26 protein-coding genes, 2 tRNA genes and 1 pseudogene are annotated in these 26864 nt (G+C 64.9%); 8 read left to right on the top strand and 21 right to left on the bottom strand.

Going from position 1 to position 26864, the window contains the following annotated elements; genetic code table 11:
• Positions 1-241 precede the first annotated feature (241 nt).
• Together typA and MTX21_RS26480 are read left to right on the top strand one after the other, a co-directional pair.
• On the top strand, positions 242-2068 hold the full coding sequence (gene typA / locus MTX21_RS26485) for a translational GTPase TypA (RefSeq protein WP_280967605.1): 1827 nt from the start codon (positions 242-244) through the stop codon (positions 2066-2068).
• 178 nt (positions 2069-2246) lie between these two features.
• Entirely contained in the window at positions 2247-3497 is a 1251-nt protein-coding gene (locus MTX21_RS26480) for an NAD(P)/FAD-dependent oxidoreductase (RefSeq protein WP_280967604.1), read from the top strand.
• A gap of 89 nt (positions 3498-3586) precedes the next feature.
• On the opposite strand, the gene MTX21_RS26475 is transcribed toward MTX21_RS26480, so the two are convergent.
• The 4 genes from MTX21_RS26475 to MTX21_RS26460 all read right to left on the bottom strand — a co-directional run bounded on the left by MTX21_RS26475 (position 3587) and on the right by MTX21_RS26460 (position 6747).
• Complete coding sequence (locus tag MTX21_RS26475) at positions 3587-3994, bottom strand: thiol-disulfide oxidoreductase DCC family protein (RefSeq protein WP_280967603.1); 408 nt, start codon at positions 3992-3994, stop codon at positions 3587-3589.
• A 61-nt stretch (positions 3995-4055) separates the two neighbouring features.
• Positions 4056-5375 carry an SDR family oxidoreductase gene (locus MTX21_RS26470; RefSeq protein WP_280967602.1) on the bottom strand — a complete coding sequence of 440 codons (1320 nt, stop codon included), beginning with the start codon at positions 5373-5375 and terminating at the stop codon, positions 4056-4058.
• An 8-nt stretch (positions 5376-5383) separates the two neighbouring features.
• The gene (locus MTX21_RS26465) at positions 5384-5851 is read right to left on the bottom strand and encodes a DUF2269 domain-containing protein (protein WP_280967601.1); all 468 of its coding nucleotides are present in this window, start codon (positions 5849-5851) and stop codon (positions 5384-5386) included.
• Positions 5848-6747 (bottom strand): alpha/beta fold hydrolase, encoded by a 900-nt coding sequence (locus MTX21_RS26460; protein WP_280967600.1) that lies wholly within the window; start codon positions 6745-6747, stop codon positions 5848-5850. Before MTX21_RS26460 ends, MTX21_RS26465 begins: the two co-directional genes overlap by 4 nt.
• A 287-nt stretch (positions 6748-7034) precedes the next feature.
• Here MTX21_RS26460 and MTX21_RS26455 point away from each other — a divergent pair, with 287 nt between their 5' ends.
• Both MTX21_RS26455 and ppa read left to right on the top strand, forming a co-directional pair.
• Positions 7035-7544 (top strand): GNAT family N-acetyltransferase, encoded by a 510-nt coding sequence (locus MTX21_RS26455; protein ID WP_280967599.1) that lies wholly within the window; start codon positions 7035-7037, stop codon positions 7542-7544.
• A 176-nt stretch (positions 7545-7720) separates the two neighbouring features.
• Complete coding sequence (gene ppa, locus MTX21_RS26450) at positions 7721-8254, top strand: inorganic diphosphatase (RefSeq protein ID WP_280967598.1); 534 nt, start codon at positions 7721-7723, stop codon at positions 8252-8254.
• 104 nt (positions 8255-8358) lie between these two features.
• Here ppa and folD read toward each other — a convergent pair whose 3' ends face one another.
• Genes folD through MTX21_RS26435 form a run of 3 tightly spaced genes read right to left on the bottom strand, consistent with a single transcriptional unit; the run spans position 8359 to position 9895 of the window.
• The gene (gene folD / locus MTX21_RS26445) at positions 8359-9243 is read right to left on the bottom strand and encodes a bifunctional methylenetetrahydrofolate dehydrogenase/methenyltetrahydrofolate cyclohydrolase FolD (protein WP_280967597.1); all 885 of its coding nucleotides are present in this window, start codon (positions 9241-9243) and stop codon (positions 8359-8361) included.
• Between the two features lies 1 nt (position 9244).
• A complete protein-coding gene (locus MTX21_RS26440) occupies positions 9245-9586 on the bottom strand; it encodes a DUF167 domain-containing protein (protein ID WP_280967596.1) in 342 nt (113 codons plus the stop codon).
• 18 nt (positions 9587-9604) lie between these two features.
• Positions 9605-9895 carry a YggT family protein gene (locus MTX21_RS26435; RefSeq protein ID WP_280967595.1) on the bottom strand — a complete coding sequence of 97 codons (291 nt, stop codon included), beginning with the start codon at positions 9893-9895 and terminating at the stop codon, positions 9605-9607.
• A gap of 181 nt (positions 9896-10076) precedes the next feature.
• On the opposite strand from MTX21_RS26435, the gene MTX21_RS26430 reads away from it, so the two are divergent.
• Positions 10077-10152: transfer RNA gene (locus tag MTX21_RS26430), tRNA-Ala, on the top strand.
• A gap of 114 nt (positions 10153-10266) precedes the next feature.
• Here the strand turns inward: MTX21_RS26430 and MTX21_RS26425 are convergent.
• The 7 genes and pseudogenes from MTX21_RS26425 to MTX21_RS26395 all read right to left on the bottom strand — a co-directional run.
• Positions 10267-11079, bottom strand: coding sequence for an enoyl-CoA hydratase (locus MTX21_RS26425; protein ID WP_280967594.1), 813 nt, complete (start codon positions 11077-11079; stop codon positions 10267-10269).
• A 100-nt stretch (positions 11080-11179) separates the two neighbouring features.
• Positions 11180-11983 (bottom strand): glutamine amidotransferase, encoded by an 804-nt coding sequence (locus MTX21_RS26420; RefSeq protein ID WP_280967593.1) that lies wholly within the window; start codon positions 11981-11983, stop codon positions 11180-11182.
• A gap of 124 nt (positions 11984-12107) precedes the next feature.
• Positions 12108-12887, bottom strand: a complete 780-nt coding sequence (locus tag MTX21_RS26415; RefSeq protein WP_280967592.1) for an SDR family oxidoreductase — start codon at positions 12885-12887, stop codon at positions 12108-12110.
• A gap of 227 nt (positions 12888-13114) precedes the next feature.
• Entirely contained in the window at positions 13115-13603 is a 489-nt protein-coding gene (locus MTX21_RS26410; protein WP_280967591.1) for a TerB family tellurite resistance protein, read from the bottom strand.
• A 263-nt stretch (positions 13604-13866) separates the two neighbouring features.
• Positions 13867-15276, bottom strand: a complete 1410-nt coding sequence (locus MTX21_RS26405) for an adenylate/guanylate cyclase domain-containing protein (RefSeq protein ID WP_280967590.1) — start codon at positions 15274-15276, stop codon at positions 13867-13869.
• A 50-nt stretch (positions 15277-15326) separates the two neighbouring features.
• Positions 15327-16694 carry a cytochrome P450 gene (locus tag MTX21_RS26400; protein ID WP_280967589.1) on the bottom strand — a complete coding sequence of 456 codons (1368 nt, stop codon included), beginning with the start codon at positions 16692-16694 and terminating at the stop codon, positions 15327-15329.
• A 35-nt stretch (positions 16695-16729) separates the two neighbouring features.
• Positions 16730-16900 (bottom strand): annotated as a pseudogene (locus MTX21_RS26395) (hydrolase); the annotation flags it as partial.
• A gap of 321 nt (positions 16901-17221) precedes the next feature.
• On the opposite strand from MTX21_RS26395, the gene MTX21_RS26390 reads away from it, so the two are divergent.
• Positions 17222-18910, top strand: a complete 1689-nt coding sequence (locus MTX21_RS26390) for an MFS transporter (protein ID WP_280967588.1) — start codon at positions 17222-17224, stop codon at positions 18908-18910.
• Between the two features lie 141 nt (positions 18911-19051).
• On the opposite strand, the gene MTX21_RS26385 is transcribed toward MTX21_RS26390, so the two are convergent.
• Positions 19052-19267, bottom strand: a complete 216-nt coding sequence (locus MTX21_RS26385; protein ID WP_280967587.1) for a hypothetical protein — start codon at positions 19265-19267, stop codon at positions 19052-19054.
• 181 nt (positions 19268-19448) lie between these two features.
• Positions 19449-19739, bottom strand: coding sequence for a hypothetical protein (locus MTX21_RS26380; protein ID WP_280967586.1), 291 nt, complete (start codon positions 19737-19739; stop codon positions 19449-19451).
• Between the two features lie 252 nt (positions 19740-19991).
• Between MTX21_RS26380 and MTX21_RS26375 the strand changes: the two genes are divergently transcribed.
• On the top strand, positions 19992-21047 hold the full coding sequence (locus tag MTX21_RS26375) for a polysaccharide deacetylase family protein (protein WP_280967585.1): 1056 nt from the start codon (positions 19992-19994) through the stop codon (positions 21045-21047).
• Positions 21048-21127: 80 nt separating this feature from the next.
• Here MTX21_RS26375 and MTX21_RS26370 read toward each other — a convergent pair whose 3' ends face one another.
• From MTX21_RS26370 to MTX21_RS26350, 5 genes are all read right to left on the bottom strand, one after another.
• A complete protein-coding gene (locus tag MTX21_RS26370) occupies positions 21128-21478 on the bottom strand; it encodes a hypothetical protein (RefSeq protein ID WP_280967584.1) in 351 nt (116 codons plus the stop codon).
• A 163-nt stretch (positions 21479-21641) separates the two neighbouring features.
• A tRNA-Thr gene (locus tag MTX21_RS26365) sits at positions 21642-21717 on the bottom strand.
• A 100-nt stretch (positions 21718-21817) separates the two neighbouring features.
• The gene (locus tag MTX21_RS26360; RefSeq protein ID WP_280967583.1) at positions 21818-23575 is read right to left on the bottom strand and encodes a heme biosynthesis HemY N-terminal domain-containing protein; all 1758 of its coding nucleotides are present in this window, start codon (positions 23573-23575) and stop codon (positions 21818-21820) included.
• 35 nt (positions 23576-23610) lie between these two features.
• Positions 23611-24834 (bottom strand): hypothetical protein, encoded by a 1224-nt coding sequence (locus MTX21_RS26355; protein ID WP_280967582.1) that lies wholly within the window; start codon positions 24832-24834, stop codon positions 23611-23613.
• 61 nt (positions 24835-24895) lie between these two features.
• The gene (locus MTX21_RS26350) at positions 24896-25642 is read right to left on the bottom strand and encodes a uroporphyrinogen-III synthase (protein WP_280967581.1); all 747 of its coding nucleotides are present in this window, start codon (positions 25640-25642) and stop codon (positions 24896-24898) included.
• Between the two features lie 146 nt (positions 25643-25788).
• Between MTX21_RS26350 and tsaD the strand changes: the two genes are divergently transcribed.
• Positions 25789-26862 (top strand): tRNA (adenosine(37)-N6)-threonylcarbamoyltransferase complex transferase subunit TsaD, encoded by a 1074-nt coding sequence (gene tsaD / locus MTX21_RS26345; protein WP_280967580.1) that lies wholly within the window; start codon positions 25789-25791, stop codon positions 26860-26862.
• Positions 26863-26864: the final 2 nt, after the last annotated feature.

The raw sequence follows: 26864 nt of genomic DNA, 5'->3' as shown, positions 1-26864 counted from the left end.
TAAGCCCGGGAATGTCCGGACAAAATTCAGTCAACCAACCGCGAAAGAACGCATTGTTTTTTGACGTTTTTTGCCTATATTGCGCTGCAAACGCGTAGGGTGCCCGGTCGATCTGGCCGGGCTTCCTTTTTAGGCGGAAAGCGCCCGTTTCCTTGTCTTGCAGCGTTGTTTCGAAAAGAGGTCCCGGTTCGACCGGCGAGATCGCGCTTAACCCATTGTTCGACCGCAAAGAAGCTCACTCATGAACCTTCGCAACGTCGCCATTATCGCCCACGTCGACCACGGCAAGACGACCCTGGTCGACCGCCTCCTCCAGCAATCCGGCACGTTCCGCGAGAACCAGAAAGTGACCGAGCGCGCCATGGATTCCAACGATCTGGAGCGCGAGCGTGGCATCACCATTCTGGCCAAGGCGGCCTCGGTGCAGTGGAAGGATACCCGCGTCAACATTGTCGACACCCCTGGCCACGCCGATTTCGGCGGCGAGGTCGAGCGTATCCTCAACATGGTGGACGGCGCGCTGGTGCTGGTAGACGCCGCTGAAGGCCCGCTGCCGCAGACCAAATTCGTGGTCTCGAAGGCGCTCAAGGTCGGGCTGAAGCCGATCGTCGTCATCAACAAGGTCGATCGCCCCGACGCACGCCCGACCGAAGTCATCAACGAGGTGTTCGACCTATTCGCGGCGCTCGATGCCAGCGAGGAGCAGCTCGACTTCCCGATCCTCTACGGGTCGGCCAAGCAGGGCTGGATGGCCGAGAGCCCCGAGGGTCCGAAGGACAAGGGCATGGAGCCGCTGTTCGACCTGATCCTGCGCCATGTCGCCCCGCCCAAGGTCGAGGAGGGCCCGTTCCGCATGATCGGCACGATCCTGGAGGCCAACCCCTATCTCGGCCGCATCATCACCGGCCGCATCTCGTCCGGCGTGCTCAAGCCGAACCAGCAGGTCAAGGTGCTGAACGCCGACGGCAAGCTGGTCGAGCAGGGCCGCATCACCAAGATCCTGGCTTTCCGCGGCCTCGAGCGCACGCCGCTCGATGAGGCCGAAGCCGGCGACATCGTCGCCATCGCGGGCCTCACCAAGGGCACCGTCGCCGACACCTTCTGCGATCCGACCGTCGAGGTGCCGCTGCCGGCGCAGCCGATCGATCCGCCGACCGTGTCGATGTCTTTCATCGTCAACAATTCCCCGCTCGCCGGCACCGAAGGCGACAAGGTGACGAGCCGCATGATCCGCGACCGTCTGCTCCGCGAAGCCGAGGGCAACGTCGCGTTGCGCGTCGTCGAAGCTGCCGATAAGGACGCGATGGAAGTGTCGGGCCGCGGCGAATTGCAGCTCGCGATCCTGATCGAGACCATGCGCCGCGAGGGCTTTGAGCTCTCGGTGTCGCGCCCGCGCGTCGTGTACCAGAAAGACGAGGCCACCGGCGCCACCATGGAGCCGATCGAGGAAGTCGTGATCGACGTCGACGAGGAGCATTCCGGCGTCGTCGTGCAGAAGATGAGCGAGCGCAAGGCCGAGCTGATCGAGATGAAGCCCTCTGGCGGCAACCGCCTGCGGCTGGTGTTCTACGCTCCGACCCGCGGCCTGATCGGCTACCAGGGCGAACTCCTCACCGACACGCGCGGCACCGCGATCATGAACCGCCTGTTCCATGGCTATGCGCCGTACAAGGGCGAGATCCAGGGCCGTCGCAACGGTGTGCTGATTTCCAACGATCAGGGCGAGGCGGTGGCCTATGCCATGTTCAAGCTGGAAGACCGCGGCCCGATGATGATCGAGCCGGGCTGGAAGGTCTATCGCGGCATGATCGTCGGCGAGCACACCCGCGACAACGATCTCGAGATCAACGTGCTCAAGGGCAAGCAGCTCACCAACATCCGCACCACGTCCAAGGACGAAGCGGTGCGCCTGACTCCGCCGATCAAGATGACGTTGGAAAAGGCGCTCGCCTATATCGAGGACGACGAGCTCGTCGAGGTCACGCCGAAGTCGATCCGCCTGCGCAAGAAGCACCTCGATCCGAACGAGCGCAAGCGCGCGGAGAAGGCGAAGGAAGCTGTGGCGTAACTCGCCGTCATGCCCCGCGAAAGCGGGGCATCCAGTACGCCGCGGCTTCTCCGCATCTCGCAACCGTCTCTGGAATACTGGATCACCCGCCCCAGTGCGCAATTGCGCACAAGGCGGGTGATGACGCCTCACATTGTGGTGGCTTCAGCGCGCACGGCGAACGTGCTAGAGCCAGCGCATGAGTTCCCTCCCCTCCTCAGTCGACGTCGCGATCATTGGCGCCGGCGCCGCCGGGCTCGGCGCAGCGCAGGCGCTGAAGGATTCCGGCCTGTCGCTGATCGTGCTCGAAGCGCGCGGCCGCATCGGCGGACGCGCATGGACCGTGCAGGCATCGCCGGAGGTGACGTTTGACGTCGGCTGTGGCTGGCTGCATTCGGCGGACAAGAATTCCTTCGTCCCAATCGCCCGGCAACTCGATTTCGAGATCAACACGGACCTGCCGCCCTGGGGCGATCGCGCCTTCGGCGATGCGTTTCCGGAGGCTGAGCGCAAGGACTTTGTGCGCGCGATTGACGAGTTCTACGAACGAATCTGCGAGGTTGCTGAGAAGGGCGAGGATGCGCCTGCCGCCGGTTATCTCGAGCCAGGCAATCGCTGGAATCCGATGATCGATGCGGTCTCGACCTATGTGAACGGGTGCGAGCTCGATCAGGTCTCGATCCTCGACATGGAAGCCTACGAGGACACCTATTTCAATTGGCGCGTGCGCGCCGGATATGGGACGCTGATCGCGGCCTATGGCGCGCCCTGCCCGGTCGCGCTGAACTGCAACGTCATGCTGATCGACCATTCCGGCGAGCGCATCCGCCTCGAAACCTCGCTCGGCACGCTTGATGCCGGGAGAGTCATCGTCACCGTACCGACCAATCTGATTGCCGAGGAGGCGATCCGCTTTTCTCCGGCGCTGCCAGCCAAGGTCGACGCCGCACGCGGCTTGCCGCTCGGCATCGACGACAAGGTGACGCTGGCGCTGGAGGATGCAGAAGCCTTCCCAATCGAGGGAAACTTGCGCGGCGCGACCATGCGCACCGCAATGGGCACCTACCACATACGCCCGTTCGGCCAGCCCTGCATCGACGGCTTTTTCGGCGGCCGGTTTGCGCGCGATCTGGAAGATGCCGGTGTCGGCGCGTTCGCCACGCAAAGCATCGACGAGATCGCGGGCTTTCTCGGCAACGACATCAGGCGCAAGCTGAGACCGCTCTGCGAGTCTCGCTGGGCGCTCGATCCCTTCGCCCGCGGCTCCTATTCGCACGCGCTGCCGGGTCATGCGGGAGATCGCGCCGTCCTGGCGGCGCCGGTCGATGACCGGCTGTTCTTCGCGGGAGAGGCGACATCGCCGAATTTCTTCTCGACAGCGCATGGCGCACGAGACAGCGGGGAGCGCGCGGCGAGGGAAGTGCTGGCGGCGATAGTGAAGGCGTATTAGCAGACTCCGTCATTGCGAGCGCAGCGAAGCAATCCAGAATCTTTCCGCGGTGACAGTCTGGATTGCTTCGCTGCGCTCGCAATGACCGGCTACTCGATCACCCGCGCCCGCAAGTCCGCGTCCGGCACGAAGCAGGCATCGTACTTGCCGAAGATGCGATAGCGGTTGCGCGCGATGAGGCTGTACACGGGGTCCCGCAGCGGCTTCGGCACGGCGAATAGTGCGCGCACCCAGCCCCATCCCGGCAAATGCGACAGCACGGTCAGCGCGGCGTCCGACTTTAAGAACGCCTCGCCGTCGTGGACGACCGCATTGGTGTCGGGATCCTCGGGATCAATCCCGAACGTCTTCGCGAGCCTGGTTCCGTAGTCCGACTGGATAGGCGTGAAGCGGAAACGCTTCGCCGTATCGCGCTGCGCGACGAAGCGCACCCAGCGCGAGCAGAAGACGCAGACGCCGTCGAACAGGATCACGTCGTCGTCGGGCCATTTGGGCATCAGAGTCTCTTTCTTGACGCGTTTCCTTCACGCGAACCGGTCGTCACTTCGCTCGAAAACGCTATCGATTGTCCAGCATCATGAGCGCGACCAGCATCAGCACGATGGCCGGGCCCGTCTTCACGAGTGCGCCGAGCGGTTCGATCCAGAGATCGGGCGTGAGGATCGCTGCACCCACCATATAGCCGAGCGAGGCGACGAGGCCGGCGACGAGGCCAAGGGCCGACGTGCGCCGGAAGGCGATCAACAGACCGATACTCATATCCATCAGGCTCGTCCCGATCGTGATCGGATCGACCAGCGCCGGCGGAAAATTGTGCGCGATCAAAATTCCGGCGGCAGCGCGATAGGACACAAACAGCGCAATGAAGCCGGAAACGATCCAGAACGCGACCAGGCTCGCGATGATCAGCGCCTTGGCCAGGAACAGCCGCGCGAACCATTTGTCCTGGATGGTGGCGGGATGCCGCCCGATCACGTCAGTCAGGGTCTTCGGCGCAATGCCGGTCGCGGCGATCCACGGCGATGAATCGCCGGTGACGCCGCGGCGCAGCTCGGCGATGGCGGTCGTCCGCATCGGCGGCGTCCAACCGAGCCGGCTCGTGAGATCGCCGAGCCTGGCGCCGAGATCGAGCAGGACCGAGGGCATCGCGACATGCGGCCAGCCCGCCGTGCCGAACGCAAGACGAAAACGCTTGATGACGCCGGCCATCGTGACCGGCTCGGGTTGCATCAGGTCCCAGCTCACGGCTTTCACCGATGCATCGCCGATGTCGCGCGCGGCAAGCCAGGCGATGGTGGCGGCGATATCCTCGACCGCAACAGGCTGGAACGGCGTCGCCATCTCCGTGTCGGGCAGGTCAATGGGAAAGGCGGCGAGTGCGCGCAGCAGCGCGCTGCCGCCATAAGCCGATGGTGCAACCACAAAGCCGGGCCGCAGGATCGCATGGGCAACGCTAGAGGCAGAAATCAGCCGCTCGGCCTCGCGCTTGGTTGTCGCGAACGCGGTGCGATCGGCCTCTGCCGTGCCGGGAATCGAGATGTGCACGAGGCGGATCGCACGGTCACTGTCGCCGATCGCCTGCAGCAGGCGCGCGACGAAATCGCGGTGCACGGCATGTGTGTCGCCGCCGGGTCCGTCCTGGAGCACACCGAGGCAGTTCACGACGACATCGACCGCATGCTCCTTCAAGAGACGCGTCAGCGCGGCCGCCTCGAGGGCGAGGATCGGCAGCTCGATGTCCAGCGGGCTCATCTTCCGCGCCGGCGACAGGCTTCGTGCGAGACCGACCACGCGAAAGCCGCGCGCGCGGAGATTGTCGGTGACGAAGCGGCCGATCAGGCCGGAAGCGCCGAGCAGGAGAATGTTGGCCTTACTCATCGTGTCCCTCAAAACGGCTTTGCGACCATCAGCCAGAGGATCAGCATGGTCGCACCGAAGCCGGGAAAGCCGAAGGCGAACCAGCGGCGGAACAGCACGAAGTAGCGCTGTGGAAGCGCGGCGTGCTGTTCGCATGCCTTGCGCGCGAGATCGCGCATCTCGATCTGCATGATCACGACGGGGACCCAGAACAGGCCTGCCACGACATAGAGCGCAATCGCGGCAAGCAGCCAGCGCTCCGCGACCGACGTGGCCGACAGCACCATCAGGAGGCCGCCACTGACCGGCTGCATGATCACCGCCGAAAACGTGAAGATGGCGTCCGCGATCACCACCACCGAGGCGGTGCGCGCGATGAATTCCGCGTCGTGCGTGCGATGCGCCATCAGCATGAAGAAGGCGATGCCGGCGCCGGTGCCGAGGATGACGATGGCGCCGAGCACATGCAGATATTTGATCAGGAAATACAGTGTCATGGCTTCTTGGTCGCCACTGGCCTTGGCAGGTTCAGCGCGCGCTCAAGTGCCTTGCCTGCAGCTTTGACGCCCGCCTCCGTCTCGATCATCCAGTGGCCTTCACTGCCGACCGGGGGCACCGCCTGAAAATCCACTTTGCCACCGCCGCGGCTAAACGCATCTGCCAATTGCCTGGCGAAGACCGGAGAGAAATACGTATCATTGGCCGCCACGAACCAGGTGACCGACGCTCGGGCGACCTTGCCGAATTCACTCGCCGCAAGCTTCAGCGTATTTGGTGCGCAAACCTTGTCCGGGGCGTCATTGGCATGACCGCCGCGTCCCGGCGCAAATACGATGATCGCGGAAATGGTCTTCGGATCGGCATTGGCGAGCGCGAGCGCGCCCCAGCCGCCGGCGGAATGGCCGAGCACGACCGCACCATCCTTGCGGACGAAATCCTGCTTTCGCAAGAATTCCAGCCCAAGCGATATCTCGTCCGCGGTGGCGCGGCCGGCGCGCGCATAATCCGCCTCATCACAGCCGCCCTGATCCTCGACATAGCGACCGCCGGTTGCGCCGTGACCGAGCCGTTCCGGCACCAGCACGGCAAAGCCGCGCGCAGTTAGGAACGCGACGAGCGCGCGGTATTCCGGCTGCGGCATTTGCGCACGACGCAGCACGTTCTGCGTCGAGGCATGGGCGATGACGGCCAGTCGATAGGGACCGGCTCCATGCGGACGAAACAGCAGCGCATGCGCCGCAATCTCGCTGTCCGGCGACGGCACGCGCCATTGCTGCCGGCGAAACGGCTCGCCTTCCTCCCCCACGGGGCCAAATACGACCTGCGCGCGCAAAGGCGGCGCAATGAGCGCAGCCAGCACGGGCAAAAGGGCAAGCGCGAAAGAGAATCGCATGGAATCGCTGGAAGCGAGAGGGATGGCGGTGGCCAGACTAGTAGGAACGAATCATTCTGGGCGGACTTTCTGCGTTGCCTGAGCCGTCCACTCGCTGCTGCAAGGTGGTTTTGCACCGACGCATGACAAGCCGTTGCCGTTCGACGCGTTGCTTTGTTCTCTTTCGGTACACCAAGGACAAAATACTGATGCAGAAGGGCAAAATACTGATGCAGAAAGTCCACAGGTTAACCGATAATTAACGATGGGTCTTGCCGCCGGCGCGGCGAGTTGATTTGATCGCATCCATGAGCACAACCCTGATCGAGGTTCGGCCGGCCAAAGCTGCAGACGCTACTGCGGTGGCGTGCACGCACGACGAGGCTTGGCGCTCGGCCTATCAGGGCATCATCCCCGGCGCCGAGCTGGAGAAGCTGATCAACCGCCGTGGTCCGCAATGGTGGGACAGCGCGATTCGCAAAGGTAGCCGCGTCAGCGTGCTGGTGTTCGGCGACAGGATCGCGGGCTATGCCAATTACGGGCGCAACCGCGCCCGCAGCCTGCATTTCGACGGCGAGATCTACGAGCTCTATCTGCGTCCGGAATTCCAGGGCCTCGGCTTCGGCCGGCGGCTGTTCGCCGCCGCCCGCCGCGACCTGATGCAGAGCGGGCTGAAGAGCATGGTGGTATGGGCGCTCTCGGATAATGATCCGGCAACCGAGTTCTACCGGGCACTGGGCGGCCGCATGGTGGCGCGTTCCTCGGAGCGTTTCGGGCCGAAATCGCTCGACAAGATTGCCTTCGCGTGGACCAATTGAGCTGCTGAAACGCCAGCCGGCAGCGCTTCCCTCCGTCGATACCGCTGCCTTTTGAGCCGGTAGTCGCTGGATTCATAATTTCACAAAAGTTCGATGGATAGGCGGGCCAAGCCCGCGTATGACAGTGCCAAATCGCTGCCGGGCGCGATTTCACCTCGGCAATAACGGAGCCTTGAATGCGTATCGATGCGGTCTCGATCGGGACCAACACCCCACACGAAGTCAACGTCATCATCGAAGTGCCCGTGGGCGGTGAACCGATCAAATACGAGATGGACAAGGAGGCCGGAACGCTGGTCGTCGACCGCTTCCTGTACACGCCGATGCGTTACCCCGGTAACTATGGCTTCATCCCGCACACGCTGTCCGACGACGGCGACCCCTGCGACGTCCTGATCGTCAACACCCGCGCCATCATCCCCGGCGCCGTCATGAGCGTGCGCCCGGTCGGCGTGCTGTTCATGGAAGACGAGGCCGGCGGCGACGAGAAGATTCTGGCGGTGCCGTCGTCAAAACTGACGCAACGCTACGACAAGGTGAAGTCGTACAGCGACCTACCGGACATCACGCTGCAACAGATCCAGCACTTCTTCGAGCACTACAAGGACCTCGAGAAGGGCAAGTGGGTGAAGATCCTGCGCTGGGGTGGCCCGGATGAGGCCCACAAGCTGATCCTCGAAGGCATGGATCGGGCAAAAAAGAAGAAGTGACGCCCAGCCGTCATTCCGGGGCGCACGAAGTGCGAACCCGGGATCTCGTGCAGTAACTTTTGGATTCCGGGTTCGGTGCTTCGCACCGCCCCGGAATGACAGCTTCAAACCGCCGGCTTCGGCAGGCCTGCGATCGCACAGGCCGCGCGCAACGTGTTCACCAGAAGGCAGGCGACCGTCATCTGGCCGACGCCGCCCGGCACCGGTGTGATCGCGCCGGCAACCGCGAGCGCTTCCTGATAGGCAACATCACCGACGAGGCGGGTCTTGCCGTCATCCTTCGGGAGGCGGTTGATGCCGACGTCGATCACGGTCGCACCCGGCTTCAGCCAGTCCCCGCGCACCATTTCGGGGCGGCCCACCGCGGCATAGACGAGATCTGCGCGTTTCACGAGCCCGGGCAGGTCGCGCGAGCGCGAATGCGCGATCGTCACCGTGGCGTTCTGATTCAGCAGCAACTGCACCAGCGGACGGCCGACCAGGTTGGAACGGCCGATGACGATGGCGTTCAGGCCCTCGAGCGAAGCGTGCACGCTCTTGGTCAGGATGATGCAGCCGAGCGGCGTGCAGGGCGACAGCGCCTCGAAGCCGCCGGCAAGCCGGCCGGCATTGTTCGGATGCAGTCCATCGACGTCCTTGGCGGGGTCGATGGCATTGATGACGGCCTCGGTGTTGAGGCCCTTCGGCAGCGGTAGCTGCACCAGAATGCCGTGCACGGCGGGGTCGCGATTGAGTTTGGCGACGAGCGCCAGCAGATCGGCCTGCGAGACATCGGCCGGCAGCTTGTGCTCGAACGAGGCCATACCGGCGGCTTGCGTCTGGGTGTGCTTGGAGCGGACATAGACTTCGCTGGCGGGGTCATTGCCGACCAGGACCACCGCAAGTCCCGGCACCAGATTGTGCTCGCGCTTGACGCGGGCAACCTCGTCGGCGACGCGGCCGCGAAGCTCCGCGGCAATGACTTTTCCATCGATGATCTTGGCGGTCATGTCAGTTCCCTGATTGCCTGGATTTAGCCGAGGCGAGCTGGCGCAGCGTATCGCCAAGCTGCACCGGATCGCCATCGACCCCGATCTGCTTCAAGCGCGACGTCGGCCCGGACAGCAGCTTCACGCTGGCCTTGGGCACGCGAAGCGATTTCGCCAGCAGCGCCAATACCGCCCGATTGGCCTCGCCGCCATCGGCGACGGCACGCACGCGCACCTTGAGCACGCTGCGGCCGTCGGAGAGCTGCTCGATCCCGTCGATATCGTCGCGGCCGCCGCGCGGCGTCACCCGCAAGGCGATGCTGATGCCCGAGGCGGAGGTGCGCCAGGGCTCGCCCGCTACCAAGGCTCCGCCTGCGCCGCGTTAGAGTACGTTGGGGTAGATGTAGTACGTGATCACCCGTTCTATGAACATGATGATCAGAATCAAGATGATCGGCGAGATGTCGATGCCGCCGAGGTTGGGCATGAAGTTGCGAATCGGCGCCAGCACCGGTTCGGTAATGCGGTAAAGGAACTCCGCCACGGCTGAGACGAATTGATTGCGGGTGTTCACGACGTTGAAGGCGATCAGCCAGGACAGGATCGCGGCGGCGATCAGCAGCCAGACGTAGAGGTCGAGCACGATGATGACGATGTCGAGAACGGCACGCATGGCTGTGAAAACTCTGGTTCCGGTGGGGATTGACGCCTTTTGCTAAATACCGGTTCCCCCCGACCCAAACAAGGGAAGTCCCGGCGCCCGCAGGGGCTAAATCGCGCGTCCTTGACTTGACCTTGGCGGGGACTTAAATGGCGCCCGGTTGTCGGCCGCGTTCACCAGAGCGGCCAGCGATGGGGCCATAGCTCAGCTGGGAGAGCGCATCGTTCGCAATGATGAGGTCGGCGGTTCGATCCCGCCTGGCTCCACCACGCTCCGCCCTTCGGGCTACGCGTGGCACAGCCACGCCAGGGCCCGAAGGGCGGAGCGTGGTGTCCGGCGTAGCCCAAAGGGCAAAGCCGGACTCAGTAATTCGAATTCAGCCCCTACCTCCCCGTGAACCTCGGCGGCCGCTTCTCCATGAAGCTTGCCACGCCCTCGCGGAAATCGCTGCCGTTCAGCGCGATCAGCATCTCCCGGTTGGCCTCGATGGTGGCTTCGGCCAGTGTCTGGAATGGAACCTCATAGAGCTGCCGCTTGATCACGGCCATCGCGCTTGGCGAGACGAAGTCGGCAAGATCGCGGGCGTAGGCATAGGTCTCCTCGCGCAGCTTCTCGGGCGGGCAGAGCCGGTTGACCAGCCCGATCCGCAGCGCCTCGTCGCTTCCAACGCGCCGGGCCGACAGCAAGAGATCCATCGCATTGGCATGACCGACGATGCGCGGCAGCATCCAGGAGATTCCATGTTCGGCGATGAGTCCGCGCCGTGCGAAGGCGGTGGTGAACACGGTGTTGTCGGCGGCAAAGCGTAAGTCGCAATAGAGCGCGTGCACGAGTCCGATGCCGGCGGTCGCGCCGTTGAGCATGGCGATGATGGGCTTTCCGATCGAGGGATAGAAGCCATAGCGCGTCTGCCAATCCGGGCGGCGGTTCATGTCGAACGGCGGCAGGTTCGATGCGCGCCTGACGTCATCGGGGTCGAGCCCTTTCAGCGCGTCCATATCGGCGCCGGCGCAGAAGGCCCGGCCTGCGCCGGTCAGCACGATGACGCGAACATTGTCATCGCCGGCCGCCGATTCCATCGCGTGACGCACGTCGCGCTCCATGATCGGCGTCCATGCATTCATGCGATCGGGGCGATTGAGCGTGATGGTCGCGACCTTGTCGCTCACCTCATAGAGAATGTGTTCATAGGCCAAGGCGCTCTCCCTTTGTTTATCGGCACGCATTTGCACGCGCTCATTGGGAGCGAGCCTAGCATATCCAGCGATGAGCTAAGGACGAAGGTGCTGGCCGCGATCACTCGGCGGCTTGCGCAAGCAGCGGCCGGCGCGCCAGCCAGCCCGAGATGAAATGATCGAGCCAGGCGCGCTCCGCGACGTCGTAGACTGCGCGATCAGCGAAATGATGATGCCGCTGCCGCGCACCCGGCGCGCTCAGACCGTCATAGCCGCGCGTCGTCCAGCAATGCATCATCGCGTAGGTCACGTCGGGATGAAACTGGACGCCGAAGGCATTGCCGGTGCGGAACGCCTGCACCGGAAAATCGTCACCCTCGGCGAGCAGCTCGCCGCCAACGGGCAGCTCAAAACCCTCGCGATGCCAGTGATAGACCTGCGCCGGCCAGTCCGGACAGAGCGCCTGTCCCGCTGCGGTCGGGCGGATCGGATAGTAACCGATCTGCGTCAGCGCGTCTGGATGCGGCGCGACGGGGGCGCCGAGCTGCATCGCGAGCATCTGTGCGCCGAGGCAGATGCCGAGGAACGGCCGCTGTTCGCGCAATGGAATTTCGATCCAGTCGATCTCGCGGCGAATGTAGTCGTCGGAATCATTGGCGCTCATCGGCCCGCCGAAAAATACCGCGCCGGCGTGGGCGTCGAGCGTTGCGGGCAGGGGATCGCCAAAGCGAGGCCGGCGGATGTCGAGGCGATGACCAAGCGCGCGCAACGCGTTACCGACTCGGCCGGGGGTCGAGGACTCCTGGTGCAGGACGATCAGAACTGGCAACCGGCTCTCGCGATCGGAGGCGGCCGCGCCGGACGCCCTTCTGTTGCGGAAGGACACCACCTCTGCGCCACCAAGCCTGTCCGTCCGGAACGACATTGCCTCTGCGGGTGCTAGCGATTCAGACCGCCAGCATAACTAAGCGATCGTTAATTTCGTGTGAGTTCGCGCACACGCGGTTCATGAAGCAAGCTCCGGGCCAATACGGACCGCGTGTTCGGACTTAGCGCTTGCGCCTCTGAAACCGGCCGACCGCGGCCAGGATGAAGCCGCGCGGGAACAATCGCAGCAGGAACGGCACGATCTTGATGCCCAGACCGGGCAGGACCGCCCGCTTATTCGCCATCAGGCCGCGATAGGCGGCGAGCGCGACATCGGCGGCGGAGACGTTGAGGATCGCGGAATCGAAGCCGGGAGCGAAGCCGGCGCGGGCCTGAAACTCCGTCGGCACCGGACCCGGGCAAAGCACGGTGACACGAACGCCGCGCTTGCCGAGCTCGCAGCGCAAGGCTTCGGTGAAGGAGATCACATAGGCCTTGGACGCGTAGTACACGGCCATGCCCGGGCCGGGCAGGAAGCCCGCGACCGAGCCGACATTGAGAATTCCGCCCTTGTTTCTGACGAGCTGGTCGGCGAAGCGCAGCGAAAGATCCGTCAGCGCACGGATGTTCACGTCGATGATGCCGAGCTGTTCGGCGCGATCGCGCTCGATCGCATCGCCGAACACGCCGAAGCCGGCATTGTTGACGAGGTGATCAACTTCGACATCTTCGACCGCGAGGGCGGCCGCGATCTTCTCGCCTGCATCGGCCGCTTCCAGATCGCAGGCGACAATGATCGGCTTCTTGCCACCCTTGGCCGCGAGCTCGTTCGCGAGCACCTCCAGACGATCGGCTCTGCGTGCCGTCAGCACCAGGCGATGTCCGTTCGCGGCGAACACGCGCGCCAGCTCCGTACCTATGCCGGCCGAAGCACCGGTAATCAGCGTCACGCGGTCGGTCACGATCGAAAGCTCTTGAAGGCAGGAAAATCCTAAGACAACGCCGAAACGAGAGCATAGGCCGCGTGCGCGATGCAAGCGGCCTCACCGCATGGCGCGTTGCGCGAAAGATGGGCAAAGTGGAAAGCCCGCTGATTTCCATGGGTTTTCGTCGGCCGCGGCGACCGCCGATACATTAAAGTTTCGTCATGTCATGATCACCACCCGGACGAGCGGCGGGACGAACCGGCTCAGCCGCCGATGGCCCCCTGCTTGACCTGACCACTGGGGCGGTTGGCGACGGCATGCTTCAGATCGATGCGGTCGCGCTGAGAAATGCCGAGCAGGTCGGATGCACGCCAGACGACGTTGTCCTCGAACTCGGTCACCTGGCCGTCCGCGTAGACCAGCTCCCACATCATCTGAACGATGCGCTTGCGTCCCTCTTCGTCGACCGAACGCATGATGACGCTGGTGAAATGGTAGAGGTCGACGGCCTCGCCTTCGACCTGGGTCGCGTCCGCAATCAGGCGGTCCGCGGTGCCGCGATCCAGGCCGAAATGGCTTTCGATCAGGCCGTGCAGCTTGCGCCGCTCGGTCTCGCTCGGCTGACCGTCCAGCGAGATCACGTGGATCAGCAGCGCGGTTGCCGCCAGCCGGTAATCGCCGTCGCCGAAGGCGCGGTCCTGGGCATGAGGGGCAACAATCTCAGCGATGAATTGGCGCAAGCCGTCCAGCATGAGTCCTACCGAAATCGACGAAGCCGCGGGAAGCGGCTTCTGCAAGTATTATATGAGCGGGAAACTCGATCGGCGCAACGTGTGTCAGTTCCGCGCGTGCATTACGTTTCTGCAATCTGAATGCTGTCATTTCAGCACGCGAGGCTAGCCGATTCCTCTGATGTCGTCCTGGCGAAAGCCAGGACGACGTTGGGGTGACGTGTTGGGGTGACGTGATGCCGCGCCCGTCATGATCGAGATCGCGGCATTCACAACAGCCATCATCACGGTATCTCGTACACCACCATCTTGTCGGCAATGCCGCGCAGCGCGGCCTGCTTCTGGATCGGCCTGATCGCGCGCTGCTCCAGGATTTCCGCAACCGCCGGCGCATCCAGCACCGGCCCGGTGATGTGGATCTCCTGCGCGGTCGACAGGCTCTGCACGCGCGCGGCGATGTTGACGGTCTGGCCGAAATAGTCCTGTCGCTCATTCAACATCACTGCAAGGCACGGCCCCTCATGGATGCCGATCTTGAGAACGAGATCGTTGGCGCCGCGTTGTTTGTTCAATTCATCCATGGCTGCACGCATGCGCAGACCCGCCGTGATCGCGTGCTCGGGTCGGATGAAGGTTGCCATGACGGCATCGCCGATCGTCTTCACGACTGCCCCCTTCTCGGCGGCAATGATCTCCAGCAGCGCACGAAAGTGCGCTCGCACGAGGTCAAAGGCACTGAGATCGCCGACCCGCTCGTACAGCGCCGTCGACCCCTTCAGGTCGGTGAACAGGAAGGTCAGCGACGTGATCTTCAAGCGCTGGTCGACATTGAGATTGTCCGCCTTGAAGACGTCGCGGAACGTCTGATTGGACAGCATCCGCTTGGCGGTCAGGATCGGCTTGCGCTTGCCGATCATCTCATGCAACGCGTCGGCGGCAATCCAGACCGAGGGCAACACCCGGTTGTCCGATTGATTCTCGAGTGTGAGGCGCAACGGCCCGGGGCGCATCACAGTGGTCCCCGTGGGCGCCTCCAGTTTGTTGAATATGATCGAAAGCTGCTGACGTTCGCTCGTCGGGTCACCCTGAACGTCCAGGAAGTGGGCAGAATGGGTGACCGGCTCGAAGACGATGATGAACTGGCTGGGCAAGTTCAGCGAGAGGATCGCCTTTTCGCCAGCCGGCAATTCGAGTGCTTCGAGCGTTACGTCGTTGATCAGGCGCGAAAAAGATTCATCGTTGATGTCGACTCCGGAACTCCAAAACATCTGCCGGACATATTCCCAGATCGGCAACGTGTCGGGATCGTGAGCACCGATGCGGCGGACCCGGGGACTGACGGTAAAAGCCACCTCGACCATCTCATCGACGGACGCTTCGTAGCCGGCGGCACAGAGCGCACAGTTGTAGTCGTCGTGCTTCAGTGATTTCAGCGTTGCATGCGCACCCAAAACTCCTCCGCAGCCGGGGCACAGCACGTTCCAGCTCATGTCGAACAGGCCGAGCCGCGAGGCGTGCAGGAATCCGGAAATGACCTTCTCCTGATCGAGCCCGGTACGATCGGCAAAATCCAGCGCATTGATGCGGTTGAGGTCGCGATCATGACCATCGGCGATCAGCCGCGCTATGGCCTCGACGACTGCGGGATCGGCGGTCTGCTTCAGAACGGATAACTGGGCCTGTATGTCGCTCATGGCGGGGCTCTATCTAGGGTGCATCACGCCATCTGCCAGGCGAACGCCTGTCACCGACGCGTGATGCGAAACATGGGTGAATGGTCCGGCTGCGTCGTGACGACGCCGAGCGGAATGACGGGATTGGCGTCGACGAGCTCGACGCGGAACGCGCCGATGAGCCTCGCCAGCGCCAGCACGGCTTCCGCCTGGGCGAAGGGCGCGCCGACGCAGACGCGCGGTCCCGCGCCAAACGGCAAGTAAGCGAAGCGATCGGGCGCCTCGGTCGACATGAAGCGCTTCGGGACGAATGCGTTCGGCTGATCCCACAGCTTCTCGTGCCGGTGCAACAGCCACGGTGCGATCATGATGATATCGCCCTTGCCGATCGCAACGCCGGCCGCGTCGTCCTTGTCCCGCGCCGCCCGCGCGATCAGGAAAGCCGGCGGATAGAGCCGCATGGTCTCCTCGATCACGGCGCGGGTGAATTTCTGACGGTCGATGTCGGCGATGCTGTCGAGATGCTCGCCGCGGGTTTCCGAGGCGACGTCCTCCTGCGTCTCCGGATCGAGCGCGAGCAGATAGAGCGCCCAGAACAGCGCGGTCGCGGTGGTCTCGTGACCCGCCAGGATCATGGTCGCGACCTCATCGACAAGCTGCGCGTCGGAAAAGCCCTTGCCGGTCTCGGGATCGCGCGCCTCGTCCATGAGATCGAACAGATCGCGCGGCGGCGCGCCGTCCTTCTTCCCCGCCGCACGCCGTTCGGCGATCAGCATCGCAACGAATTCGGTCCAGCGCTTGCGGAAGCGGGCGCGGGCAAAATCCATCGGGCTCGGCCAGGACACGGGCAGCACCATGTCGAGGAAGTACGCCCGTCCCAGACGCTCGGCGTATTCCATGATGAAGCTGCGCAAGGTCGGACCATGGCGGTCCATGCCGAACGAGAACATCGTGCGGCCGGCGATCTCGAGCGTCATGCGCTGCATGACCTCGCGCAGATCGACGGTTTCGCCCACGCACCCATCCAGCTTCGCGATGGTCTCGTCGAGCACCGCAGTCATATGCGGGACGAGGTTGGCGGTGGCGCGAGGCGTAAACGCAGGCGCCAGCGTGCGGCGCTGAAACGTCCAGGAATGACCTTCCGCGATCAGAAGACCATCACCGAGCACGGGACGCAGCATGCGGATGCCCGCCGGCGTGCGCGTGTAGTTCTCGTAGTTGCTGACCAGGACATGCCGGATCACGTCCGGCCGGTTCAGGATGAAGCTGTTGCGGAAGAAAAAGCGACCCGGGATGATCTCTTCCTCGTAGGCACGCTGCGCCCAGGTCGCGATCATGTTTCGCCGGATCACCGCGAGCTTGCCAAGGAACGACATGTCGTCCGGCGCACGCGGCGGGGCTGGAGGGACGATGGGCCGACGCACGCTGGCGATGTTCATGGCTCTCTCCCCGCATATATCGCGTGGATAAACAGCTAGTAAGTCAGCTCGGCAATCGCAATCCTGTTCTCGGCAGCAGGCCGGGCCCGTGCCACTATTCGTTCTTCGCCAAACTGGGCCACGACGTTACGCCCGACCTCTACGACCGGAAGGCGCAGGGTTGCTGCCGAATCCGTCGGCACGCCCGGCTTGACGTCGGCCGGCTCCGATGACGTTGCGGGTGGCATAGCCGCCGCGCGAGCTGCCGACCAGCGCCACGCGAGCCGCACCCGTGCGGCGCTTCAGCTCAGTGATGGACGCAGCGAGTTCGCGGCATCGATCCGGACGGTCGCAGCCGCGAAGGGCAGGGTGCCGAGGCCCTGCACGATAGTCCGTCGCGATAGCTTCATCGTGTTCCTCCCCGGCGAACTCAGCCTTTGCACCGCTTATAGACGTCTAAACACTGGACAGCGAAGGACTTTCGCGGGCATCACTGAACCCGACTGGAATCGCTGAGGCCACTTCTGCCAGCTCAAATGGAAGGGGATATGACCGAGCAGCCGAAACGTCAGAGAATTGCCGCCGACGGCATCACCGCACCGCTGCGGTACACCGTATTCCGGCGCATCTGGCTCGCCAGCCTGCTCTCCAATCTCGGCCTTCTGATCCAGGGCGTCGGCGCCGCCTGGGCCATGACCCAGATGGCGGCCTCGGCCGACAAGGTGGCGCTGGTGCAGACCGCGCTGATGCTGCCGATCATGCTGATCTCGATGCCGGCCGGCGCCATCGCCGACATGTACGACCGCCGCATCGTCACCCTGGTGTCGCTGTCAATCGCGCTGATCGGTGCGACCGCGCTCACGGTGCTGGCCGGGCTCAAGCTCATCACCCCGGAATGGTTGCTCGCCTTCTGCTTCATCGTCGGAAGCGGCAATGCGCTGTTCGGTCCAGCCTGGCAATCCTCCGTCAGCGAGCAGGTGCCGCCCGACGCGCTGCCATCAGCCGTCGCGCTGAATGGCATCAGCTACAACATCGCGCGCAGCTTCGGTCCCGCGATCGGCGGCGTCATCGTCGCCGCGGCCGGCGCGGTCGCCGCCTTTGCCTGCAATGCCATCCTCTATTTGCCCCTGCTGGTGGTGCTGCTGCTCTGGCGGCGCACCACCGAACCCTCGCGCCTGCCGCGAGAAAAGCTCAACCGGGCCATGGTCTCCGGCTTCCGCTACATCACCAATTCGCCGCCAATCAAGATCGTGCTGTTGCGTACCCTGGTGATGGGCCTGATCGGCGGCGCGGTGATGGCGCTGATGCCGCTGGTCGCGCGCGACCTCCTGCATGGCGGCGCCCAGACCTACGGCATCATGCTGGGCGCCTTCGGCATGGGCGCGGTCGTCGGGGCGCTCAACATCCATGAACTGCGCAAGCGCATGAGCGGCGAGGCGGCGATCCGCGCCTGCACCATTTCGATGGCGTTCGCGATGGCGGCGCTTGCCGCGAGCACCGAACCGGTGCTGACCGCGGCCGCGCTGGTGCTCGCGGGAGCCGTGTGGATGGCCGCCGTCGCGCTGTTCAATATCGGTGTGCAGCTCTCGGCGCCGCGCTGGGTCGCAGGACGATCGCTCGCGGCGTTCCAGGCCTCGATCTCGGGTGGCATTGCGATTGGCGCCTGGGGCTGGGGGCACCTCACCGACTATGCTGGCGTCGAGATCGCGCTTCTGGTGGCCGCCGGCCTGATGCTGATCTCGCCGCTCTTGGGACTATGGCTGGCCATGCCGCGCGTCGGCGCGCGCAACGAGGACGCCGAGGTGCTGGCCGATCCGGAAGTGAAGCTGTCGCTCACGGGGCGCAGCGGGCCGCTGGTGGTCGAGATCGAATACCGCGTCACGCAGGAGAACGCGCGCGCCTTCCACAACGTGATGCAGGACGTGCAGCTCAGTCGCCAACGCAACGGCGCCTATGGCTGGTCGATCGCGCGCGACATCGCCGATCCCGAATTGTGGACCGAGCGCTATCACTGCCCGACCTGGCTCGACTATCTGCGCCAGCGCAACCGATCGACCCAGTCCGAACGCGCGCTGCACCAGCGCGCAATCGATTTCCATATCGGCCCTGAGCCGGTGCGGATCCGCCGCATGCTGGAGCGCCCGTTCGGCTCGGTGCGCTGGAAGGAAGAGACGCCGGACCGCGCGAGTGCCGAGGTGCTGCCGGTGGTCGCGACCGCGGCGGGGAGCAGCACGTAGCTCCACTGTCATTCCGGGCGCGCCGTCAGGCGCGAGCTATGACGCGCAATTGCGCATCTGAGAATCCATCTCTCCAGGCATATGCGGCTCGATGGATTCCGGGCTCATCGGCGCGCGATGCCCCGGAATCACAGGAAACAACTACTGCCCGTGGTCGGTCAGCACCTTGTCACAGGCCTTGCTGAGGCGCGTGCGGTTCTGTTTCAGGCAGGCGAGCACGGCTGAATCGCCATTGTTCATCACGGCGCGGCAGTGACGCGAGACATCGCGCGCGCAAGCATCGTGTCCCGGCTGCTGCTGCGCCGATACGCTCGATGCGATCAGGGCCAATGGAATAATGATAAGAAATCTGGTCATCTCGCAATTGCCCCATACCCGGACGATAGGCGGGCGAAGCTAAAGCGACGGTTCCACCGCTGCAACGGCTTTGTTGATCGGCCGCAGGCGGCAACGAGCGGTCCACGGCTTGCACCGGGACACTTCGCAAGGGAGGTCCACGCGCGATGACCGCCTGATCGTTGCGCAGGTCATGCTTCGCTTACTGCACGTTGTTCTGGGCGTTGGCGACCTTGCGCGAGGCGCCCTTGGCGAGGTCCATCACGGCGCGGCAGCCGGGGCTGAGATCGGCGCGGTACTTGATCATGCACGCGGTGATCTTCGGGATGTTGGGGATTTCGGACGAGCACAGGCGGAAAGCGTCGCCGGTGCACATCTGCCGCGCCTCGGCGGTATAGGCGAAGCTGGTGGCCGAGGACAGGATCGCGACGAAGGCGGCGAAGCCCAGCGTCAGACTGGCGTCGCGGATCTTGGAGGAGAAGGACGCGGTCATTTGCGGCTCCCATTGGCGGCGCCATCGACGGCGCGGTGTTAACGGGAGCCATGATGCTCCAGCAAAGTCGTTTCCACTGTGATGACGGTCACGAGAGCCCCTCTAACAGTGACATCGGTCACTTTGGCGCAGCTACCTGAAATTCCTCCGCAACCGCCGTCGCGTTGGTGTCACGTTAACTGTTCCTTCGCATTAATGGCTCGGCGCGGGGAGGAAACCGCTGGTTTGGTTGCGAAATTGGAAAGAGTAGCGATGCGTAATGCGTTGGGCCTGATGCTGGCCAGTGTAGTTGCGGCGGTCGTGATCGCCGCCGGAGGTTGGTTCTTTTATTCCTCGCGCGCCGAACCGGCCGCGCCCAAGACAATTGCCGCCCGTGCTGCCGATCCGTTGCCGGCACCGGCGAAACTGGCCGCCAAGGACGACGTCGAGGTCACCGCGGCGCTCTCCGGCAAGCCGGCGACACTTGCCGTTGCCCAAGCGCCCGCTCCTGCGCCGGCCATGCCGGTTCAGCAGAAATCGACCTGCACCAATCCGAACGCGCTTGGCGTCGCCCGCGTGGTCGAGATCGACACCACCGGCGGACCCGGCTTCGGCTTCGAGCACTTCAAGCAGTTCGATTTCCTGACCGACAAGGAGGTCGTGCTGACCTTCGACGACGGTCCCTGGCCGAACAACACGCCGGCCGTGCTGAAGGCGCTCGCCGACGAATGCACCAAAGGCCTGTTCTTCGCCGTCGGCAAGCACGCCACCTATCATCCGGAGATCCTGCGCCAGGTGCTGGCGCAGGGCCACACGGTCGGCACGCACACCTGGTCGCACGTCAATCTCAACAGCAAGAAGATGACGGAACAGCAGGCCAAGGACGAGGTCGAGAAGGGCTTTAGCGCAGTGAGGTTCGCGCTCGGCACCAACCCGGCGCCGTTCTTCCGCTTCCCGCAGCTTCAGCACAATCCGGCGATCGTGAGCTATTTCGGCACCCGCAACGTCGCGATGTTCTCGACCGACCTCGACTCCTTCGATTTCCGGAAGGAGAGCACGCCGGACAAGATCGTCAGCAACGTGATGACCAAGCTCGACAAGCTCGGCAAGGGCATCATCCTGATGCACGACTTCCAGAAGCACACCGCCGAAGCGCTGCCGACGCTGCTCGCGCGCCTGAAGGCCGGCGGCTACAAGGTCGTGCAGATGAAGGCCAAGACGAGCTTCCAGACGCTGCCGGAATATGACGAAGCGCTATTGAAGGATTTGAAGGTGCCGACGTCCAGCGCGCGTCCGATCTCGAGCGTGGTGCAGACGGTCTCGCAGTAGGCACCCGATCAATCCGTCTCCTGACTGCGCATGGCCGGGTTCGCCCCGGCCATTTGCGTTTTTGGAAGGCGAGCGACCGCTTACCAATAGATGCCGTAGCGGTGCAACTCGCTGATGATGCGGCCCTCGCTCCAGACGCGGCTGCGCCTGGGCCTGGCAGCCTTCGCGGTAGTTGTCGGTGCGGGCTTGGCGGCGTCGTTACCGGAAGCGCATGTCGTTGCAGGCGCGGTCGCCGTCGACGCGGCGGCAGGCGTAGTGGAGACGGCGGCGGGCCGATCCACGTATTTCGGGGTCTCTTGCGGTGCCGTTGCAGGGCTTGCGGTCGCGGCCACAGAAGTCTCGGCCGAAGCCAGGGTCAAGCTGCGCGAGCCGGCGGCCTGAGCCGACGCCGAGACCAGAACCATGGCGGTAACCAGAATGATCTTGCGCATGTGACGTCTCCCCGTGTTTGCGTGGGGCGACACTAGGAGAGACCGTCGCGAAGTTATGTGACGATGGTCACACCGAGACTTAACCGCGCTCAAGAAGCGGGCCCGCACGCGTTCGCTGCAGCAGAACCGCCGTGATCACGTGAAAATTGCTCGGAAAAAGCGCTGGTGCCGCAAGAGGGACTCGAACCCCCGACCCCGTCATTACGAATGACGTGCTCTACCAACTGAGCTATTGCGGCGGACCCTGACGAGGTCGAAGCAATGCCGACCCCGATACGCGCGCTCCTGATATCGGGCATGGCCGGAATTGGCAAGGACAAGCCGGGACCGAAATGCGACTCATGCCCAGCGGGACCAGAATCCGCGCCAGCCGCCGGCCTGGGCCTTGGGCGTGCCGATTTGTTCCGTAAATTCGTCGCTGGGACCCTCGTCGTCGATTCCGGGGTCATCGGGGGCACGGACGATCGGGATCACAGCGGGAATCGGCATTGGGCCGGGCTTGCCGAGATCGGGCCGGGCCCGGAACAATGGCGTCGCCGTCGTCGGCGATGATTCGGCTGACTCGGGCGGCGGCTTGACCGGCTCGGGCTCGGGCGCCACCTCAGGTATCTTTTCAGAGGTCTTGGCCTCGGGCGCTGACTCGGGCGGTGAATTGTCCTGCGCGGCCGGGGCCGGGGCGGGTGCCGACGACGGAGCCGGTTCCATCAGGCTTTCGCTTGGAGCGGTCACCCGCTTCGGCGGCGGGGCCGCCAGCATGGCCTCCTCGAAGGCCGAGGACTCGATCGTCGTACCCTTGTCGGAGGGCAGGCTGGCGACCGGCGTCTGCCACTGGAAGGCGTCGAGGCGACCGGTGACCGGGGAGACCGGCCGCCAGCGGTCGCTGACATAGCCGTCCGCGGACCAGGCCGGATCGTGGCGGGCGCGCACCGCGCGTAAGGTCCAGACGCGGGCGCGGCCGCTGTCACCGTGCTCGGAGCGTTCGATCTCGGCCATCAACAGCGCAACGCGCTGGGTCGGATCGTTGAGGTAAGGCGCGAGCGCCTCGCGCGCACGTGCGAACTCGGCTGCGTCGATCGCGGCGCGCGCGATCGCGAGCTGGCCCTCGATATGGTCGGGCTTGTCGGCAGGCGTCTTGGCGGCGAGCGTCTCGACGCGCTGCAAGCGTTGCCGCGCAGAATCGCCAAGCTTCACATGCGCATAGGCGTCGGCGAGATCGGGATGCGGATTGGCGAGCCAGGCCGCCTCCACCAGCTTCATGGCGCGGCGCACCTGATGCGCCTCGCTCTCGAACTTGGCGGCGAGCACCGCGGCCGGCACCAGCGTCGGTGCGAGCTTGACCGCCTCCATCACGCTCTCGCGCGCGACGTCGCGGTCCATGGTCTCCAATTCCAGCGCACGTGCCGTGAGCAGCACGCCGCGCTGCCTGCGATAAGCGGCTTTGTCGATCAGTCCGGCGGACAGGTTGGAATCAAGGATCGCGAGCGCGCCGCTCCAGTCGCCGCGCGCGCAGCGGAAGCCGAGCACCGCATGCGAGGCCCAGGTCGAGGACGGCGAGAGCTTGATCGCTTCCTCCGCGATCATCACCGCACCGACCGCATCGTCGGCGCGCTGCGCTTCGATGAAGAGGCCGCGCAGGCCCAGCAGCCGCGTATCGTCGCGCTCGGCCATGGCACGAAACACACGCTGCGCCTCGTCGCGATTGCCTTCGAGCTGGGCCGACTGCGCGTGCAGCAGAAGCGCGAGCGGATCGTCCGGCGCATGCCGCCGCGCCGCCTCGGCGTGGCGGCGGGCGAGCGCCGCGTCACCGTGACCGATCGCCAGCAGCCCGTGGGTAATGGCATGGCGGCCGCGCGCGTGGCGCTTCTCGTGACGCCGACGGCGCAGGCGCCCCGGCGTGCGCCAGATCGTCGTCAGGATGCTCCAGACGAGCACGACCGCCGCTGCAAAGACTCCAAGCAAAAACACGAATCTGGGAAACGTCGTTGAGACGCGGAAACCGCCCCAGGTCAGGACGAAATCGCCGGGCTGGTCGGCGACCCAGGCCGCGCCGGCCGCCGCCAACGCGATCAGAACGAGAAAGAGGGCGATGCGAAGCATGGCAATCCTATTACGCGCAAGGTGTTGCGCGAACCTTATTGAGCAGGCTTGGCGAGATCTGCCATGGCATCGTCGGCGAATTTGCGGGACGCTGCGAGCGCGGCATCGCGGGCATCGGACTTGGCGAGCCAGGCCTGCGCCGGAGCCCGATCGGCCTCGGCCAGCATCTTCAGCTCGCGGCGCGCCTCCACGAAATCGTTGCGCAGCGCCGCGGCCGTTACCCGCGCCACGATCGCGCCGCGGTCGTTGCCGACGCCATCGGTGCGCTCGATGCGGACGAGTTTCGACGCGCCCGCCTGGAGCCGTTCGACAATGCCGGTGCCGCTGGTCGGCGCTTCCGCCGGCGGCGACAGCTTTGGCACGATATTCAGGAGCTCGCGGCTGAGCGCGACCGGCGTCGGAATGCCTGACGCTGCGAACATATCGAGCGGCTTCAGCACATCAGGATCGGCCGCGAGCGAGCGCGATGCGGCGAGCTGGGCCTCGTAGGGATCGCCGTGGCGAACGGCGACGTCGAGCAGCGCGGCCGCCACGACGTGGCGCAGCGGCTTGTCGTCGGCCGGCTTCGCGTCGGCAATCTTCTCGCCCTGCTGCGCAAGCTCGGCGCGCTCGTTCCTGATGCTGCGCTCGAGCTGCGCGATGCGTTCGTTGATGGCGGCAAGATCGGCAGGCGCGGCGGCATCACGCGGCGCGGATTTCACATCATTCAGCGCGCTCGCGGTGTTGTCGGATTGCGCGCGCAGATTGGCGATATCGCTGCGCAGGCTGCCCGCGGATTTTTCCAGCGCGTCGATGCGCGCCGCCATTGCCGGGTCGGCGGCGGACCTGCCGACCTTGGTCTCGACGGCTGCGACGCGCCCGCTCAGTGCATCGACCGTCGCGCTGGTGACTTGGGGAGCGGCCGGCGGCGCCTGCACGGCGGGCCAGCCCAGCATCCAGCCGACCGCGATCACGATCGCCGCCGCCACCGCGCCGGAGAACGGCGCGATGATCCAGGGTGAAATTGGCGGCGAAACCGCCGGCGCCGCGGCGGCGGCTTGCGCCTCGGCTCGCTCGGGCTGGGGCTGCGACTTGGTCTCCTCGGGCTGGGCTTCTTCCGTCTGCGCCTGCTCGGGCGTCGGCTGAGCCTCCGGGTCGCCCGCCGGCTGTTGCGGCTGGGTGGAGATTTCGGTCGCCTCGAGGTCGATGGTGGGCGGGGTGCGCTTGGCTCGGCCGGATTCGGGGGCCAATCCTGCGTCTTCAGCCTTGTCGTCGGCCATCGTGACGGTTCCTCAAACTTGCCTGCCTTCGGACCGATTTCGTCGGATTCGGCCCGTCCTCTTACGCCAAACGGGTGCGCAAAGCACGCTCCAAGGTCTCAATTAAGGCATTTTCGTCCGGCCTGGCGGCCACCAGGACCTGCGACGCACCGGCCTCGCGCAACACGGCCGCAACCGTCTCGGAGAGGCAGCATTGCGGGATCGAAAGCGCCGAGATTTCGACGCCTTCGTCGCGGGCCGCGTCCAGGAAGGCGCGGGCGCTGCGCCGGGAGTAGTGCAGCACCGCTCTAATGCCGTGGGCGGCAAAGCCCTCGCAGACCTCGCGCGGCAGATGCCTGACCGGGGCCATGCGATAGGTGGTCTGCGTGACCACGTTGAACCCCTCCGCACCAAGCTCGCCGCCGAGATCGCGCGAGGTGTCCGCGCCGGCCAGATAGAGCAGGGTGCTTTTCTTCTTCAACACCTTGTCGCGCGCGCCCTGCATCACCTTGTCGCGCAAGGCCGCGGCATCGCCGCCGGCAACGATCACGTCAGTGAAGCCGGCGTCGCGCGCCGCGGCAGCGGTGTGCTCGCCGACCGCAAACAATGGCAGCTTCAGCAGATCGAGATCCCTTAGCAGCGGCGCCACGGCGCGGATCGCGTTGGCAGAGGTGATGATGATGGCGCTGTAATCAGCATCGCTTTCATCACGGAAAGGGACCGGCTCGAACTTGAGCGCCGGTGCAAGCAGCACCACATGACCTCGCGCGCGCAGACTTTCCGCAGTCGCCTCATTGTCAGGATGCGGCCGCGTGACAAGAATGGACATGGCTCTGTGTTCCCCGGCGCCTCAAGCTTTCAAGAGGACGGCTCGCGCACGGCGATTGCGCTGGGCGACCCCGGAATGCTACCGGACGTACCAGAACTCTGCTTTACGGATGAGCGCAAGGGCGCAAATTGGATAACGATTCGCCAATGTTGGTACTGGGCATCGAAACCACCTGCGACGAGACCGCCGCAGCGGTGATCGAGCGCGCGCCCGACGGCCGCGGCAAGATCCTGTCCAACATCGTGCGGTCGCAGGTCGAGGAGCATGCCCGTTTCGGCGGCGTCGTGCCGGAGATCGCCGCGCGCGCCCACGTCGATCTGCTCGACGGGATCATCGACCGCGCCATGGGCGAGGCCGGCATCGGTTTCGCGCAGCTCAACGGTGTCGCGGCGGCCGCGGGCCCGGGGCTGATTGGCGGCGTCATCGTCGGGCTCACCACCGCGAAGGCGATTGCGATGGTGCACGACACGCCGCTGGTCGCGGTCAATCATCTCGAAGCGCATGCGCTGACGCCACGCCTGACCGACGGCATCGAATTTCCCTACTGCCTGTTTCTTGCCTCCGGTGGCCACACCCAGATCGTTGCGGTGATCGGCGTCGGCCGGTATGTGCGGCTCGGCACCACCGTCGACGACGCGATCGGCGAAGCCTTCGACAAGGTCGCGAAAATGTTGGGCCTGCCCTATCCGGGCGGGCCGCAGGTCGAACGTGCAGCGGCAAACGGCGATGCGGCGCGTTTCGCTCTTCCGCGGCCGATGCAGGGCCGCGCGGACGCGAATTTCTCGCTGTCGGGACTGAAAACGGCCGTGCGCAACGAGGCAAGCCGGATCACACCGCTCACACCGCAGGACATCAGCGATCTCTGCGCGAGCTTCCAGGCCGCTGTATTGGAGTCGACGGCCGACCGCTTGAGTGTCGGCTTAAAACTCTTCCGCGAGCAGTTCGGCGCGCCGTGCGCGCTGGTGGCCGCCGGCGGCGTCGCCGCCAACCAGGCGATCCGTGGCGCTCTGCATGACGTCGCCAGGCACGCGAACACGCGACTGATCATGCCGCCGCCTTCGCTCTGCACCGACAATGGCGCGATGATCGCCTGGGCGGGCGCCGAACGCCTCGCACTCGGCATGACCGACACGATGGAAGCACAGCCCCGCGCGCGCTGGCTGCTCGACGCCAATGCCACGGCACCAGCCGGCTTCACCAACACCCGCGCTGGATTCTAGTC

This window comes from Bradyrhizobium sp. ISRA430 (assembly GCF_029909975.1).
Taxonomy (GTDB): domain Bacteria; phylum Pseudomonadota; class Alphaproteobacteria; order Rhizobiales; family Xanthobacteraceae; genus Bradyrhizobium.
The sequence above is the reverse complement of the archived record's forward strand: the minus strand, read 5'-3'. Positions and strand labels throughout refer to the sequence as shown.